Genomic DNA, 16,646 nt, shown 5'->3' with positions numbered 1-16,646 from the left:
ATGGTGAGAAAGAAAACGTTTTATTACGTTTTTTTAGTCGGAAGGGGAAAATATTATGGCTACTATTCAATGGTTTCCGGGCCACATGTCTAAGGCTCGGCGACAGGTTCAGGAGAATTTAAAATTTGTTGATTTTGTGACAATTTTGGTGGATGCGCGTCTACCTTTATCTAGTCAAAATCCTATGTTAACCAAGATTGTGGGTGATAAACCAAAACTCTTGATTTTGAACAAGGCTGACCTAGCTGATCCAGCAATGACAAAAGAATGGCGTCAGTACTTTGAATCACAGGGAATTCAAACATTGGCAATCAATTCTAAAGAGCAAGTGACTGTAAAAGTTGTGACAGATGCAGCGAAAAAGCTCATGGCAGACAAGATAGCACGCCAGAAAGATCGCGGTATCAAGATCGAAACCTTGCGGACCATGATTATCGGAATTCCAAATGCCGGCAAGTCAACTCTCATGAACCGTTTGGCTGGGAAAAAGATTGCAGTTGTCGGCAATAAACCAGGTGTTACCAAGGGGCAACAGTGGCTCAAAACCAATAAAGACCTTGAAATCCTAGACACACCAGGGATTCTCTGGCCTAAGTTTGAAGATGATGCTGTCGCACTCAAACTAGCCCTAACAGGGGCCATTAAAGACCAGTTGCTTCCTATGGATGAGGTGACCATTTTTGGTCTCAATTATTTCAAAAAACATTATCCAGAAAAGCTTGCTGAACGCTTCAAACAAATGAAGATAGAAGAAGAAGCACCTGTTATCATCATGGATATGACCCGTGCACTTGGTTTCCGAGACGACTACGACCGTTTTTACAGTCTTTTCGTGAAGGAAGTTCGTGATGGAAAACTCGGTAACTATACCTTAGATACATTGGACGACATCGATGACGACGATTAAAGAAATCAAGGAACTTCTTGCTACTGTCAAAGACTTAGACGATTCCCTTTTTCTTGAACTGGAAAAGGATACTCGTTCTGGAGTTCAAAAGGAAATTAGCAAGCGTAAAAAAGCTATTCAGGCAGAACTGGATGAAGACCTTCGTTTAGAATCCATGCTGTCCTATGAAAAAGAACTTTACAAGCAAGGAATGACCTTGATAGCAGGTGTTGACGAGGTTGGTCGTGGTCCACTGGCTGGACCTGTAGTCGCTGCAGCCGTTATTTTACCAAAAAATTGTAAGATTAAAGGTCTCAACGATAGTAAGAAGGTCCCCAAAAAGAAACATTTGGAAATCTTTCAAGCTGTTCAAGATCAAGCCTTGGCAATCGGTATTGGTATCATGGATAATCATATCATTGACCAAGTCAATATCTACGAGGCGACCAAACTGGCCATGAAAGAAGCAATATCCCAGCTCAGTCCGAAACCTGAGCACCTCTTGATAGACGCCATGAAACTGGAGTTATCAATTTCACAAACCTCCATTATCAAAGGAGATGCTAACTCCCTTTCTATCGCAGCTGCATCTATAGTGGCCAAGGTAACACGGGATAATATTATGAAGGACTATGACAACCAATATCCTGGCTATGATTTCGCTGCCAATGCTGGATATGGAACAGCTAAACACTTAGAAGGTCTCGAAAAACTAGGAGTTACTCCCATTCATCGAACCAGTTTTGAACCAGTCAAAACACTGGTTTCAACCAAGAAAGATAAGTAAGAGGAAATGATTATGGAGGAACAGTCAGAAATACTCCGGTCCAAGAAAGAATTCGCTTTTGCCTCAAGTACCATATTATCCCAAGTTGGACGAGGAATCATTGTTGGTCTCGTCGTCGGGCTAATCGTCGGATCTTTTCGTTTCTTAATCGAAAAGGGCTTCCACCTGATACAAGGACTCTATCAAGATCAAGCGCACCTAGTGCGCAATCTTTTTATCATTGGCCTATTTTATTTAATAGTTTGCTGGCTTAGTGCGAAACTAACTCGGTCAGAAAAAGATATCAAGGGTTCAGGAATTCCTCAAGTTGAAGCCGAACTAAAGGGACTCATGACTCTTAACTGGTGGAGTGTTCTCTGGAAGAAATATGTATTAGGTATTCTTGCTATTGCCAGTGGCCTTATGCTAGGGCGTGAAGGGCCAAGTATTCAACTTGGAGCAGTTGGTGGAAAAGGTATTGCCAAGTGGCTCAAATCTAGCCCAGTAGAGGAACGCTCCCTGATTGCCAGTGGAGCTGCTGCAGGTTTAGCCGCTGCCTTTAATGCACCAATCGCAGGTCTCCTCTTTGTTGTAGAAGAAGTCTATCACCATTTTTCACGTTTTTTCTGGGTCTCAACTCTAGCAGCCAGCATCGTAGCAAACTTTGTCTCACTACTCATATTTGGCCTAACACCTGTGCTGGATATGCCAGACAATATTCCTCTCATGACCCTAGACCAGTATTGGATATACCTCCTTATGGGAGTTTTTCTCGGGCTTTCTGGTTTTCTCTATGAGAAAGCTGTACTCAATGTTGGTCGAATTTATGACTGGATTGGTCAAAAAATCCATTTGGATAGAGCTTATTATCCAATCTTGGCTTTTATTCTTATCATACCAGTCGGGATCTTCTTACCTCAAATTCTCGGTGGTGGAAATCAGGTCGTTCTTTCTTTGACTGAGCAAAATTTTAGTTTTCAAGTTCTATTAGCTTACTTTTTGATTCGCTTTGTTTGGAGCATGATTAGCTATGGAAGTGGCCTCCCAGGAGGAATTTTCCTACCCATTTTGGCGCTTGGTTCCTTACTTGGTGCCCTAGTTGGTGTCATTTGTGTCAATTTTGGGCTTGTCAGTCAGGAACAATTCCCTATATTTGTCATTCTTGGAATGAGTGGCTACTTTGGGGCAATATCAAAGGCACCCTTAACCGCTATGATACTTGTTACTGAGATGGTAGGGGATATTCGCAATCTTATGCCACTTGGCTTAGTGACCTTAGTCGCCTACATCATCATGGATCTGCTCAAAGGTGCTCCAGTCTATGAGGCCATGCTGGAAAAAATGCTACCAGAAGAAGCGACAGACGAAGGAGAAGTCACCCTCATTGAAATCCCTGTATCAGATAAGATCGCTGGAAAACAGGTTCACGAGCTCAACTTGCCACATAACGTACTCATCACCACCCAAGTCCATAACGGTAAGAGCCAAACAGTTAACGGCTCAACTAGAATGTATCTCGGAGATATGATTCACCTAGTTATTCCAAAAAGTGAAATTGGAAAAGTCAAAGATTTGTTGTTATAAAAATTTTTACATAATTTTTATTATGCAACAAAAATATTTCTTAATTAAATACATTTGAAAACCGATTCTCTGCAATGAGATCGGTTATTTCTTATTGATAAGGTATTTCAACATACAAGTAATTGAACTTTGTAAAAAATAAGACTATAATTAAGTTAGAAATGATAAAGCATAAAGCTAGAAAGGAGTTTACTGTATCAAATCTGTACAGTAAGATTAAGAATCATGAAAAAGAAAACAATAGCAATTATACAATGTATTTTGTATCTCATAGCTCCTTATATAGCTCTTCAGTTATGTAGAATGAACAGAAGTATCGTTACTGATGATCTCTTTTTTATTTTCCTTATTCTGCTGACTATTTCATTCTGGTTTAGTATTTGGAAACTAGAAAAAGCACTAGATAATGATTCACAATAGAAAACCTAAAGATTTAGTTCTTTATTTCGTAGATCTAAGTCTTTTTCTATTTTATTTTTATTACTTTCTTTAAAAACTCCTATCATATCTTTCCGAAAAACTATAATTTTCTTGAAAAATATATAAGTCTATGCTATACTACTAGTAGACTTAATTATGGAGAAAATACATGAAACGTGAGATTTTACTGGAACGAATCGACAAACTAAAACAAATCATGCCCTGGTATGTTCTGGAATACTACCAATCTAAGCTTGCTGTTCCCTACAGTTTTACAACCTTGTACGAATACCTTAAGGAATATGATCGATTTTTCAGCTGGGTTTTGGAGTCTGGTATTTCAAATGCTGATAAAATGTCTGATATTCCTTTATCAGTCTTGGAAAATATGTCTAAAAAAGATATGGAATCCTTTATCCTGTATCTACGTGAACGACCTTTGCTGAATGCTAATACAACCAAGCAAGGTGTCTCTCAGACGACCATCAATCGGACCTTGTCAGCACTTTCCAGTCTTTACAAGTATCTGACCGAGGAGGTTGAAAACGACCAGGGGGAGCCTTATTTCTATCGTAATGTAATGAAGAAAGTTTCAACCAAGAAAAAGAAAGAAACACTTGCTGCTAGAGCTGAAAACATCAAGCAAAAACTCTTTCTAGGTGATGAAACAGAAGGTTTTCTAACCTATATCGACCAGGAGTATCCACAACAGCTCTCAAATCGTGCCCTCTCGTCATTCAATAAAAATAAAGAACGTGATTTAGCCATTATTGCCCTTCTCTTGGCGTCTGGTGTCCGCCTATCTGAAGCTGTTAATCTGGATCTAAGAGATCTCAATCTCAAAATGATGGTTATCGATGTTACTCGAAAAGGTGGAAAACGTGACTCGGTTAATGTTGCTGCCTTTGCAAAGCCTTATCTAGAGAATTATCTCGCCATTCGAAATCAACGCTATAAGACGGAAAAGACAGATACAGCACTCTTTCTGACCTTATATCGTGGCGTTCCCAATTGTATCGATGCTTCTAGTGTTGAAAAGATGGTTGCTAAATACTCAGAAGATTTCAAAGTTCGTGTAACTCCCCACAAACTACGCCATACCCTGGCAACTAGGCTCTATGATGCAACTAAATCGCAAGTTTTGGTCAGCCATCAGCTAGGACACGCCAGCACACAAGTCACTGACCTCTATACCCATATCGTCAATGATGAACAAAAGAATGCCTTAGATAGTTTGTAAATATTACACATTACATATTATAAATTATGTAAATTGTAGTTCAAAAAAGAAGCTGGTCATACAACCAACTTCTTTTCTTTTTATCCCACTACCGCTTCAGCGATTTCTTCACGACTAATACCAGCAAAGTAGCGTGTGATGTCAATAGTTTCTAAAGCTTTAAGGACATCTTCACGTTCGTATTTTACTCCACGAAGGACATCTTCTACAGCTTCAACGTCCTCGATACCAAAGAAATCACCGTAAATCTTGATATCTTGGATTTTTGATTCAATGACGTTGGCAAAAACTTCAACCTTACCACTAGTGAATTTTGTTCCACGACGGACGTTAAACTCAGGTGATTTACCATAGTTCCAGTCCCATGTACCAAACTTGGTATCCTTGATGCGATTGATTTCAGCCAATTCTTGCTCAGAAAAAACGTATTCTGTCATTTCTGGGTACTCTTTTTTCATGTATTCCAATAGCAAATCACGGAATTCTTCAACTGTGATTTTTTCTGGCAATTCATTGACAATATTGGTAACTCGGGCACGAACGGATTTCACACCTTTTGATTCAAATTTATCTTTTGAAACCTTGAGGGCGTTAGCAAGGACTGATAAATCAACGTCAAAAAGCAAGCATCCGTGGTGCATGATACGCCCATTGATATAGGCTTGAGCATTGCCACAGAACTTTTTGCCATCAATCTCAAGGTCATTACGGCCTGTGAACTCAGCTTTAACGCCTAGTTGAGCCAAGGTATTGATAACTGGAGTTGAGAAGCTCTTGAAGTCAAAGGCCTTATTTTCATCTTCTTTTGAAATGATGGTGTAGTTGAGGTTGTTTAAATCGTGATAAACAGCTCCACCACCACTGATACGGCGGACTACCTCAATGCCATTTTCTCGAACATAATCACGGTTGATTTCTTCGATAGTATTCTGGTGACGACCAACAATGATAGAAGGTTTGTTAATCCAAAGAAGGAAGATTTGATCCTCATCTAGTAAGTGTTTAAAGGCATATTCTTCCAAGGCAATATTAAAGGCGGTGTCGTTTGAATGATTGATAATATATTTCATGATATCCCTTTATACGATAGAGACTGGAAATAAGCTTCCAGTCTAATCTATCTTCGTTTTATTTTTTCTTTGGTGAATGGATGGCCATTCCTAGAACATCCGCAAACGCTTCGTACATCACTTCAGAGTAGGTTGGGTGTCCGTGGATAGTCTTCAGCATTTCTTCAACAGTGATTTCCATTTCAATAATGCTTGATGCCTCGTTAATCAATTCTGCGGCTGCAGGACCAATGATGTGCACACCAAGGATTTCCCCGTATTTCTTATCAGCAATAACTTTTACGAAACCTTGAGCAGCATCAGATGCAATGGCACGACCGTTGGCTGCAAAGTTGAATTTACCGATGGCAACATCGTATTTCTCACGGGCTTGTTCTTCTGTCAAACCTACTGCTGCTACTTCAGGAAGAGTGTAGATTGCTGCAGGAGTCAAGTTCAATTTGGCAACAGCATGATTTCCTTTGAGGGCATTTTCAGCGGCAACTTCACCCATACGGAAGGCCGCGTGCGCCAACATCTTCGTACCGTTGATGTCACCTGGTGCGTAGATTCCAGGAACAGAAGTTTCCATGTATTCGTTGACCTTGATACGTCCACGATCCAATTCAAACTCAACATCGCCAATTCCTTCAAGGTCTGGCACACGACCTATTGAAAGGAGAGCTTTGCTAGCGATGATATCGTCTTTTCCTTCAACCTTGATACGAAGTTGACCATTTTCTTCGATGATTTCTTGCAATTTTGTACCTGTCAAGATGGTCATACCTTTACGCTCAAGAATCAAGCGAAGGTTCTTAGAAACTTCCGCATCCATAGCTGGAACGATACGGTCCATCATTTCGATAACAGTCACTTTTGAACCAAATGTCATGAAGGCTTGGCCGAGTTCGATACCGACAACCCCACCACCGATGATAACGAGGCTTTCTGGCACTTCTTTCATTTCAAGGATGTCATCGCTGGTCATCACAAGTGAAGATTCCATACCAGGAACGTTAATTTTGCTGACTTTTGAACCACCAGCAAGGATAATCTTCTTGGTTTCAAGCAATTCTGAACCATTAACCAAGACATTCTTATCTTTAGTAATAGTACCAACACCCTTATGAACAGTAACTCCGTAACTACGAAGAAGACCCGCAACACCACCTACCAAGGTATTGACAACTTTAGATTTAGTTTCTAAAAGTTTGTCCATATCAACAGTGAAGTTTGGATTTTCGATGACGATACCACGGTTTGCTGCATGACCGATGTTTTCGATGATTTCAGCGTTGTGAAGGTAAGTCTTAGTTGGAATACATCCGCGGTTCAAGCATGTTCCACCAAGTTCAGATTTCTCAACAAGAGCAACCTTACCACCCAATTGAGCTGCTTTAATAGCAGATACATAACCAGCAGGTCCACCACCAATCACAACGATATCAAAGGCATCGTCGCTCTTGCCGTCATCGTTTGAGGCACTAACTGCAGGCGCTGGACTAGCTTCTAGTGCTGCTCCAGCCGTTGGGATATTTTCCCCTTCTTCACCAAGGTAACCGATAACTTCAGTTACTGGAACAGTTTCACCATCTCCTTTGAGGATGGCAATCAAGTATCCATCTTCTTCAGCTTCCAATTCCATGCTGACTTTGTCAGTCATGATTTCCAAAAGGATTTCTCCTTCTTTTACAAATTCACCGACTTTCTTATTCCATTGGACGATCTGTCCTTCTGTCATATCCACGCCGGCTTTTGGCATAATTACTTCTAAGGCCATGTCTTACTTCCTTTATCTATATCTCTAAAAATAAATACTGTATTATTTAAACCAACATTGAGATTGGGTTCTCAATTAAGGCTTTCAAGTCTTTCATAAACTTAGCACCAGCCATACCATCTACGACACGGTGATCAATCGTTAATCCAAGGCTCATAATTGGACGAATCACAATCTCACCATTGACAACAACAGGTTTTTCAACTGTTGAACTTACACCAAGGATTGCTGAGTTTGGTTGGTTAATAATAGGACCAAAGGACTGAACGCCAAACATTCCCAAGTTACTGATTGTGAAGGTTGAATTTTGCAGTTCGCTTGGAGCCAATTTACCATCCAAGGTACGACCAATTACATCCTTAAAGGCAACAACCAACTCTGACAAGCTCATTTTTTCAGCATTGTAAACAACCGGTGTCATTAGACCATTATCCATACCAACTGCCATTGCAAGGTTGACATAGTTGTGAGTGATAATGGTCTTGCCGTCTTCGGTCAATGAAGCGTTGATGTATGGGTGTTTCATTAAGGTCTTCACAACAGCGAGAGAAAGAAGGTCTGTAACCGTAATTTTCTTGCCAGTTGCTTCCATGATTGGCTCAAGAACCTTCTTACGAAGAGCCAACATTTCTGACATATCGACATCATAGTTGAGCGTGAAGGTTGGCGCAGTTAAGTAGGATTCAACCATACGTTGGGCAATAACCTTACGCATTGGTGTCATTGGAATACGCTCAATCTCACCATAAGGAGTGATAGTGTCTGGGACTTCTTCCACTTTTTCAATCTGAGCAGGAGACTTGATAGTATCGTTTTCGATATTTTCAGGAAGCAAGGCCAAAACGTCCTTCTTCATGATCTTACCACGATGACCAGTTCCTTGGATTTCCTGCCAAGCAATGTTATGTTCAAGGGCAATTCGTTTTGCAAGTGGCGAAATGCGAACCACGTTTGTGTCTTTATAAGTTTCCACGTCTTCTTTGTGGACACGACCGTTTGCACCTGAACCAGAAACGTCATAGAGGTTGATCCCTAGATCATCCGCTAACTTTCTAGCCGCAGGAGTCGCTCTTAGCTTGTCATCAGCCATGACCTCTCCAATTCTATTTATGATACAAAGGGCGTCAAAAGTCAAAGTGAAAATAGGAAACTTGACGAAGAAACTTTAGTTCTAGGAAAGTTTATCTTTTTCACACAGACTTTAGCCCGTGTTTAACTCTACAAGTAACTTGGACACGTACCGTGTCTCAAGTTACTACGGTTACCGCTATTGGGCGACCAACCTAGTAGACTTACTAAGTTTTTTGTCGAATATTATCGATTCATCAAAAAACTGTCGCAACTTTACACGCAACTTGGATACAAAACATATCTCAAGTTGCTAAAGTTAAAACTTCAAATGGTTTACATAATTTAACTTATGCACCTTTATTCTTTATTCTTTGTTATAAGTCTTCCGAATAGCATCTTTGATGCTTTCAACTGTTGGAATCATTGCATTTTCTAGATTTTGTGCGTAAGGCATTGGCACATCTTCTCCTGCACAACGGCGGATTGGTGCATCTAGATAGTCAAATGCTTCTGATTCTGAAATAATTGCTGAAATCTCTCCGATATAGCCACTTGTTTTGTGAGCATCGTTGACAAGCACCACCTTACCAGTCTTTTTAACAGAGTTGATGATAATTTCTTTATCAAGTGGAACAAGGGTACGTGGGTCTACAATTTCAACTGAAATTCCTTCTTCTGCTAATTCTTCAGCAGCTTGAACCACACGGCGAAGCATTTTTCCATAAGTAACGACTGTTACATCCGTTCCTTCACGTTTGATTTCACCAACTCCAAGTGGAATTGTGTAGTCTGGATCAACTGGCACTTCCCCTTTTTGGTTAAATTCTGACTTGTATTCAAGGATGATAACAGGGTTGTTATCACGGATAGAAGACTTGAGCAGTCCTTTCATGTCAGCAGGTGTACCTGGTGCTACAACCTTAAGACCTGGGATGTGTGTGAACCAAGACTCTAGAGACTGAGAGTGCTGAGCTGCAGAACCGACACCGTTACCAGCTGCGCATCGAACTGTCATTGGAACCTGACCTTTTCCACCAAACATATAACGTGTTTTAGCAGCTTGGTTGACGATATTGTCCATGGCAATAACAGAGAAGTCCATGAAAGTCATATCGACAATTGGACGAAGTCCTGTCATGGCTGCTCCTGCTGCTGCTCCCGAGATGGCAGCTTCAGAAATCGGACAGTCACGGATACGTTCTGGACCAAATTCTTCGAGCATTCCAACAGAAGTTCCGAAGTCTCCTCCGAAGACACCTACGTCTTCTCCCATCAAGAATACATTTTCATCGCGACGCATTTCCTCAGACATAGCAAGGATAATGGTGTCACGGAACGACATTGTTTTTGTTTCCATTTTATCTCTTTCTCCTTAGTCTGCGTAAATATCTTCAAATGCGGATTCAAGTGGTGGGAATGGACTTTCTTCCGCAAATTTAACAGAAGCTTCTACCGCTTCCTTGACTTGCGCTTGGATTTCTTCCAATTCTTCGGCACTTGCAATAGTATTTTCAATGAGGTAATTGCGGAGGTTTTCAATTGGGTCTTTTTGTTTCCACAATTCCACTTCTTCACGGGTACGATATTTACCAGGGTCAGATGATGAGTGACCAAGCCAGCGATAAGTTACACTTTCGATCAAGACTGGTCCATTTCCTCCGCGAACATGGTCTACTGCTTTCTTAAATCCTTCATAGACATCGATGACATTGTTTCCATCTTCGATAAACATTCCAGGAATTCCGTATGCAGCGCTACGTTGATGAATGTGCTCTACATTGGTCATTTTCTTGATATCCGCAGAGATTCCATAACCGTTGTTAATGCAGTAGAAAATAACAGGAAGTTTCCAAATAGAAGCCATGTTCACTGCTTCGTGGAAAACACCTTCGTTGGTCGCACCATCACCAAAGAAGCAGACAACGATTTTACCAGTATGTTGCATTTGCTGACTGAGGGCTGCACCAACAGCGATTCCCATACCACCACCAACAATACCATTGGCACCGAGATTACCCGCATCCAGGTCAGCGATGTGCATAGAACCACCTTTTCCTTTACAGGTCCCAGTGTATTTTCCAAGGATTTCAGCCATCATTCCGTTGAGGTCAATCCCTTTAGCGATAGCTTGCCCATGACCACGGTGGTTAGATGTGATCAGATCATCTGGGTTAAGAGCCAGCATCGCCCCGACGTTAGCAGCTTCCTCTCCGACAGAAAAGTGAGTCATACCAGGGACTTTTCCCTTTTTCACTAACTGAGCAATTTTTAAGTCCATGCGACGGATTTCTTCCATCTTACGGAACATCTCTAGCAAAAGATTCTTATCTAAAGTTGACATAATCTTGCCTTTCTAACTTTGTACTTACCTTACTATTTTACCTTTTTTAGTATACGCTGTCAAAGTATATGGCTAATAAAAATTCACAATATAAAAAAATAAACCCCTGTTAAAACAGGGATTCTCTCTAGTTAGAGTATTTTTTCACAAAGTGCCTTTTTAGGATATTTTCCAAAAATTAGCTCAATCTTTTCATTACGGTTTTCAAACGCCATTGATACAAACAACCAGAAACAATCAAGCTGGCAATTAACCCAATCCAGTAGGCAAATGCCCCTAAGTCAGTTACTTGATCTAGTAGATATCCTAGTGGTATCGCTACTCCCCAATATCCGATTAAGCCAAGATAGAAAGGCACGATAGTGTCCTTATACCCTCTTAAAATTCCTTGGAGCGGAGCCGCAAAGGTATCAGCTAATTGGAAAAAGAGACTGTAGGTTAGAAATACAGCTGTTGTTTCAATAAACTGAGGGTCATTTCCATATAGATTTGCAACACGATCTCTAAAAATGTAGAGAAAAGACAGGGTAAGACCTGCAAAAATAAGGGCGGTTACTCTCCCCAGACGAGCATAGGTTTTTGCATCCTCATAACGTTTAGCCCCAACCTCGTAAGACACAACAATCGCCATAGCAGAGGAAATACTCATGGGAAAAGCGTACATGAGACTCGAAAAGTTCATAGCTGACTGGTGACTTGCGATGATGAGCGATGAAAACTTAGCCATGATTAGTCCCACTACGGAGAAAATAGCTACTTCTGCAAAAACAGTACCGCCTATCGGTAATCCTAGATGAATCCCTTCTTTGATCTTGGAGAGATCAAGTGGAAGTGGCTTTTCCAAATGAAATTCCTTTAATTTTTTCTGCTTCAAAAGGATGATGACAGAGATTCCAAGGAGACACCAATAAGCTAGCGAAGTTCCTAGCCCTGCTCCTGCGCCACCAAGCTCAGGAAAACCGAATGCTCCATATATCAAGAGATAGTTAAAACCACTATTGAGCGGAAGTAATAGGAGCATGAGGTACATAGATAGCTTGGTCAATCCAAGAGAATCCAACAAAGAGCGAATGACACTAAAAAGCAACAAGGGAATAATCCCGATAGAAAGGTACCAAAGATAAGAAACTGCAACTGCCGCCACCTGAGCTTCTAGTCCGATATGGTTTAAGACAGGCGGCGCTAGAAAAAGCACCATGCCAAGCAAAACCAAAGATAGCCCGAAAGCTAAATAGATAAATTGGTAAAAATCAGATGCTACTTCTTCCTTTTTGCCTCTTCCTAGGTGATGGCCGATGATGGGCACCATGGCCGAAACAATCCCTGTTAAAAAAGTAAAGAAAGGATTCCATAGACTCGTTGCAGTTGACACCCCCGCCAAATCCATGGTATTGTACTTCCCCGTCATGGTCGTATCGACAAAAGAGGCAGAATAATTGGCAAATTGATAGATCAGGATAGGGAAAAATATCTTAAGAAATAAAACAAACTTGTCTTTAAATTGATGGGTTGGATACATAAACGCTCTCTATTCTTATAGTTTATAGAGCAGAGTCCCATCTAGTTTTGGTAGACGATTTGTCCCTTACAGATAGTATATTTGACCTGCCCTTTTAAAGTTTCCCCGATAAATGGTGAATTAGCTGCTTTTGAAGCAAAATGGGAGTCCACAAGGCGATCAGCCTTGTCATCAAAGATAGTGATATCCGCTGGACCATTTTCAGCTAAGTAGCCTGCTTCAAAGTTGTAAAGTTTAGCTGGATTGACAGTCATTTTTTCTAGCAATTCCATTAAGCTTAGCTCACCAGCTTCCACCAAATAAGTCAAGCCGAGAGATAGAGAGGTTTCCAAACCAGTCATACCAGATGGTGCTTTGGTGATATCTTCTACATTTTTCTCATCTGCATGGTGAGGCGCGTGGTCCGTTGCGATAACCGTGATAACACCTGACTTGAGACCTTCGATAACGGCACGACGGTCTGACTCCAAACGAAGCGGAGGATTCATTTTGGCATTGCTTCCTTGAGTTAAAAGAAGAGCTTCTGTCTTAGAAAAATGTTGTGGTGCCACTTCTGCTGTGACTTGTGCTCCCAAACCTTGAGCGAATTCCACTACTTTGACACTTTCTTCCTTAGATAAATGCTGGATGTGAACATGGGCCTTAGTTGCATAGGCAATCATGACATCACGCGCAATCATAGCGTATTCTGCTACCCCTGTCGCACCACAGATCTTGAAGTGGTCTTTAGCGATGTTTTCATTAAAGCCAAGAATACCGTTCAAGCCGGGATCTTCCTCGTGTAGACAAACAAAGGTGCCAAGTTTTTTAGCAGTTTCCAAGGCTTCTTTGAGAACCTTGCTGCTCTCAAGCGGAATACCGTCATCAGAAAAACCAACCGCACCTGCTTCTAAAAGCGCCTTAAAATCAGTCAAGTCTTGGCCATTAAAGTTCTTGGTAATAGTCGCAACCGTTTTGACGTTAATCTTTTCCTTGGCAGCTGACTGGAGAACTTCTTTCAGGGTTTCTACATCCGAAATGGTTGGACTAGTATTAGCCATCATAACAACCGTTGTAAAACCACCTGCAGCAGCCGCTAGGGCACCAGTATGGATATCTTCCTTGTGGGTTTGACCAGGTTCACGGAAATGAACATGAATATCAACTAATCCAGGCGCAACTACAAGACCAGTAGCATCAATCAGCTCTGCTCCTCCTCCCTTGATTTCAGGGGCAATTTTGACAATTTTTCCATCTTGGACTAAAACATCACACACTTGATCCAAACCAGACTTAGGATCCATTACACGACCATTTTTGATTAGTAGCATCTGCTTTCTCCTTTATTCATAGAAATCAACTTGGGTATCCAATAATTTATCCCCATCATAAACAAACTTGGCTGAAAAGAAGGGTTTATCCTCTAAAAGCCATTCAACAAAGGTGTGGTCACCTTCCCAAGTTGGCTTGCTGAGAACTTCATCATAGGGAACCCATTCCAACGTCCCCTCGTTGCAGTCAATCAAGTCACCCTCAAACTCCGTCACCTTAAAAACATAGGTGTACCAGTCTAAATCTGGTGTAAATTCAGGAAAAGTGATAACACCTTTTAGAACTGGCTTAGCTTTGAGCCCTGTTTCTTCTAGGATTTCACGCGCAGCGCATTCCTGAGGAGTCTCCCCTCGCTCCAGCTTACCACCCACACCAATCCATTTACCTTCATGGACATCATTCGGCTTCTTATTGCGATGCAACATGAGCAGTTCTTTTCCGTTATCAATGTAGCAAATCGTCGCTAACTGAGGCATATTCTCTCCTTATCTAAGCCAATCGATTGGCTCTTGTCCTGTCTCTGTTAAGAATGCATTGGCCTTGGAAAAAGGCTTGGAACCCCAAAATCCTCTATAAACTGATAAAGGACTAGGATGGGCTGATTCGATAATCAAGTGGTGAGGATTGGTAACCAAGACCTTCTTCTTGCGTGCATAAGCTCCCCAGAGTACAAAGACTACTGGTCTGTCTAGATTATTGACCACCTGAATCACAGCATCAGTAAAAGGCTCCCATATCTGCCCAGCATGACCATTTGCTTGCCCAGCAGGAACAGTCAAGCAAGCATTGAGAAGTAAGACCCCTTGCTCAGCCCAAGACGTCAAATCATGTGATTTCTTAACCCCGATATCATCTGACAATTCTTTCAAAATGTTTTGCAAGGACGGCGGAGCTGGGATAGAGTCAGGTACAGAAAAACTCAAGCCCTGTGCCTGACCTGGCCCATGATAGGGATCCTGCCCTAGAATCACCACCTTAACCTCTTCCAGAGGAGTAGTCAAGAGAGCCTGAAAAACCTTTTCCTTAGGTGGATAGACAGTTCCCTGAGCATAAACTCGTTCCATAAACTGATTGATTTTCCCGAAATACCCTTCAGGTAATTGCTCCTTAATCAAAGCATGCCAAGATGAGTGTTGCATCTTTCTCTCCTTTATCGTATCCATCTAAAAGCACGTCTTAATTCATCCGTACCATTTTTAAAAAAGCATAAACCATGTGCAAGAATGATCTTATCCGGTTTCCAGTTTAACATGCGGGAAAAGGAAACCTTTGCATCTATTTGTCTCCTAAAAAAAGTCATCCGATAATCGATAGGAGTTTGTCCATCAGGAGCTGTTACACGGGCTAAACGATAGATTTTTCTTCGGATTGGACTAGCTATCTTTTCTGGTTCAAAATTCTCTATAAGGTCCGTTACAATGAGTGCTTTAGTCGATTTATGAAAAAACACCACTTCTTCAATCACAGAACTTCCCTTAAAAATAAGTTGATCAATCTCATCAGACCATAGGTCAGGAGCCTTATCTGTTAAAGGAGCATCAAATTCTACCTTGACATTCTGTCTTTTCGCTCTCTCTTCAACTCCTGGACTAGACCATGCTTGCGCATGAGGATATCTTTTTCTCCAATCTGCAATATAGGCGTAGTGAATCTTATTGGGTGAAATCAGGTAAGCGACTTTGCCCAAAGCGTCCAGTTCAGTAAAGAGCTCCTCATTTGGCGCAATAGGAGAATGAATCCAGAGTTTTCCATCGTTTAACTTTATCACTGTCATACGTGTCTGAAAAGGAAGTTTGAAGACCTTCAAGTCCATTTGTATCAAGTCACCATCTGCTATCCAGATATTTTGATCAACTTCCTTTAGTGTATACAATGGTTCATAAAGAGAAAGTTCTGGCCTTGACATCGTTAACTATTCCTTCGTTTTTACTGCCTCTATTATAGCAAAAAGTGGCTATCTAAACCACTTTTTACAGTTTATCTAAACAATCCAGCAAGTCTTGGTAAGAATGGACTTCATAAGTTGGCTGGGCTTGTGTGTGATTTTCAAGGCGATGAGGATTGTACCAGATAGTGTCAATGTCAGCATTATTACCACCTTGAATGTCAGCGGTTAGGGAATCTCCAATCATCAGCGTCTTTTCTTTGCTTAATCCTGCAATCTGCTGACCAATTTTTTCATAGAATAGTGCATCAGGTTTTTGTGTTTGCAACTGTTCAGAGATAAAGACTTGGTTGAAATAGGGAGCCAAACCTGATTGAGCCAAACGACCTGTCTGGATTGCAGTAATGCCATTTGTCGCAGCATACAAGTCATAATCACGCTCGACGAGGCTGTCCAAGAGTTCATGAGCACCTGAAAAAGTTTGTCCCTGTTGGGCTAAGTAAAATTGGTAACGCTGGGCAAGTAACCTACCGTCTTTTTCCAGTCCGAAATGAGCAAATAAACGAGAAAAGCGCGTGTTAACCAGGTCTTGTTTACTGATTTTCTTTTGTTCCAAGTCCTTCCAGAGAGCCTTGTTCATAGGAACGTAATAGTCTTTATAGGCTTGAATATCCGCAACTCCTTCTTCCTTTAGAAGTTGCGTCAAAGCCACATCCTCAGCAGCATCAAAATCAAGCAAGGTGTGGTCGAGGTCGAAGAGTAGAAATTTGTAGGGCATTGAGTTTCCTTTCTGA

Annotated in this window: 15 protein-coding genes; 4 read left to right on the top strand and 11 right to left on the bottom strand. The window is 41.2% G+C overall.

Annotation, left to right across the window (positions count from 1 at the left end; genetic code table 11):
- The first annotated feature begins 55 nt into the window (after positions 1-55).
- The 4 genes from ylqF to xerS all read left to right on the top strand — a co-directional run bounded on the left by ylqF (position 56) and on the right by xerS (position 4,896).
- Positions 56-907: a ribosome biogenesis GTPase YlqF gene (gene ylqF / locus D8802_RS00965; RefSeq protein ID WP_125394451.1), complete on the top strand. Its 852-nt coding sequence runs from the start codon at positions 56-58 to the stop codon at positions 905-907.
- Positions 894-1,673, top strand: a complete 780-nt coding sequence (locus D8802_RS00960) for a ribonuclease HII (protein WP_125394450.1) — start codon at positions 894-896, stop codon at positions 1,671-1,673. The genes ylqF and D8802_RS00960 overlap by 14 nt, the downstream gene beginning before the upstream one ends.
- Positions 1,674-1,685: 12 nt before the next feature.
- On the top strand, positions 1,686-3,236 hold the full coding sequence (locus tag D8802_RS00955; protein WP_125394449.1) for a ClC family H(+)/Cl(-) exchange transporter: 1,551 nt from the start codon (positions 1,686-1,688) through the stop codon (positions 3,234-3,236).
- A gap of 589 nt (positions 3,237-3,825) precedes the next feature.
- The gene (xerS, locus tag D8802_RS00945) at positions 3,826-4,896 is read left to right on the top strand and encodes a tyrosine recombinase XerS (protein WP_125394448.1); all 1,071 of its coding nucleotides are present in this window, start codon (positions 3,826-3,828) and stop codon (positions 4,894-4,896) included.
- An 80-nt stretch (positions 4,897-4,976) separates the two neighbouring features.
- On the opposite strand, the gene D8802_RS00940 is transcribed toward xerS, so the two are convergent.
- From D8802_RS00940 to pynA, 11 genes are all read right to left on the bottom strand, one after another.
- Positions 4,977-5,966 (bottom strand): lipoate--protein ligase, encoded by a 990-nt coding sequence (locus D8802_RS00940; RefSeq protein WP_125394447.1) that lies wholly within the window; start codon positions 5,964-5,966, stop codon positions 4,977-4,979.
- 58 nt (positions 5,967-6,024) lie between these two features.
- A complete protein-coding gene (lpdA, locus tag D8802_RS00935) occupies positions 6,025-7,725 on the bottom strand; it encodes a dihydrolipoyl dehydrogenase (protein WP_125394446.1) in 1,701 nt (566 codons plus the stop codon).
- A gap of 46 nt (positions 7,726-7,771) precedes the next feature.
- Positions 7,772-8,815: a dihydrolipoamide acetyltransferase gene (locus D8802_RS00930; RefSeq protein WP_125394445.1), complete on the bottom strand. Its 1,044-nt coding sequence runs from the start codon at positions 8,813-8,815 to the stop codon at positions 7,772-7,774.
- Between the two features lie 345 nt (positions 8,816-9,160).
- Positions 9,161-10,153 carry an alpha-ketoacid dehydrogenase subunit beta gene (locus D8802_RS00925; protein ID WP_061420979.1) on the bottom strand — a complete coding sequence of 331 codons (993 nt, stop codon included), beginning with the start codon at positions 10,151-10,153 and terminating at the stop codon, positions 9,161-9,163.
- Positions 10,154-10,168: 15 nt separating this feature from the next.
- Complete coding sequence (locus D8802_RS00920) at positions 10,169-11,137, bottom strand: thiamine pyrophosphate-dependent dehydrogenase E1 component subunit alpha (protein WP_125394444.1); 969 nt, start codon at positions 11,135-11,137, stop codon at positions 10,169-10,171.
- A 178-nt stretch (positions 11,138-11,315) separates the two neighbouring features.
- On the bottom strand, positions 11,316-12,656 hold the full coding sequence (locus tag D8802_RS00915; protein ID WP_125394443.1) for an MATE family efflux transporter: 1,341 nt from the start codon (positions 12,654-12,656) through the stop codon (positions 11,316-11,318).
- A gap of 41 nt (positions 12,657-12,697) precedes the next feature.
- The gene (locus tag D8802_RS00910; RefSeq protein ID WP_125394442.1) at positions 12,698-13,966 is read right to left on the bottom strand and encodes a dihydroorotase; all 1,269 of its coding nucleotides are present in this window, start codon (positions 13,964-13,966) and stop codon (positions 12,698-12,700) included.
- 12 nt (positions 13,967-13,978) lie between these two features.
- Positions 13,979-14,443 (bottom strand): NUDIX hydrolase, encoded by a 465-nt coding sequence (locus D8802_RS00905; protein ID WP_001135768.1) that lies wholly within the window; start codon positions 14,441-14,443, stop codon positions 13,979-13,981.
- Between the two features lie 9 nt (positions 14,444-14,452).
- Complete coding sequence (locus D8802_RS00900; RefSeq protein ID WP_125394441.1) at positions 14,453-15,106, bottom strand: uracil-DNA glycosylase; 654 nt, start codon at positions 15,104-15,106, stop codon at positions 14,453-14,455.
- 11 nt (positions 15,107-15,117) lie between these two features.
- Positions 15,118-15,873, bottom strand: a complete 756-nt coding sequence (locus D8802_RS00895; RefSeq protein WP_125394440.1) for a DUF4336 domain-containing protein — start codon at positions 15,871-15,873, stop codon at positions 15,118-15,120.
- A 64-nt stretch (positions 15,874-15,937) separates the two neighbouring features.
- Positions 15,938-16,630 carry a pyrimidine 5'-nucleotidase PynA gene (pynA, locus tag D8802_RS00890; RefSeq protein WP_125394439.1) on the bottom strand — a complete coding sequence of 231 codons (693 nt, stop codon included), beginning with the start codon at positions 16,628-16,630 and terminating at the stop codon, positions 15,938-15,940.
- Positions 16,631-16,646: the final 16 nt, after the last annotated feature.

The sequence above is a fragment of the Streptococcus oralis genome (genome assembly GCF_003943395.1).
Taxonomy (GTDB): Bacteria; Bacillota; Bacilli; order Lactobacillales; family Streptococcaceae; genus Streptococcus; species Streptococcus oralis_BF.
The sequence above is the reverse complement of the archived record's forward strand: the minus strand, read 5'-3'. Positions and strand labels throughout refer to the sequence as shown.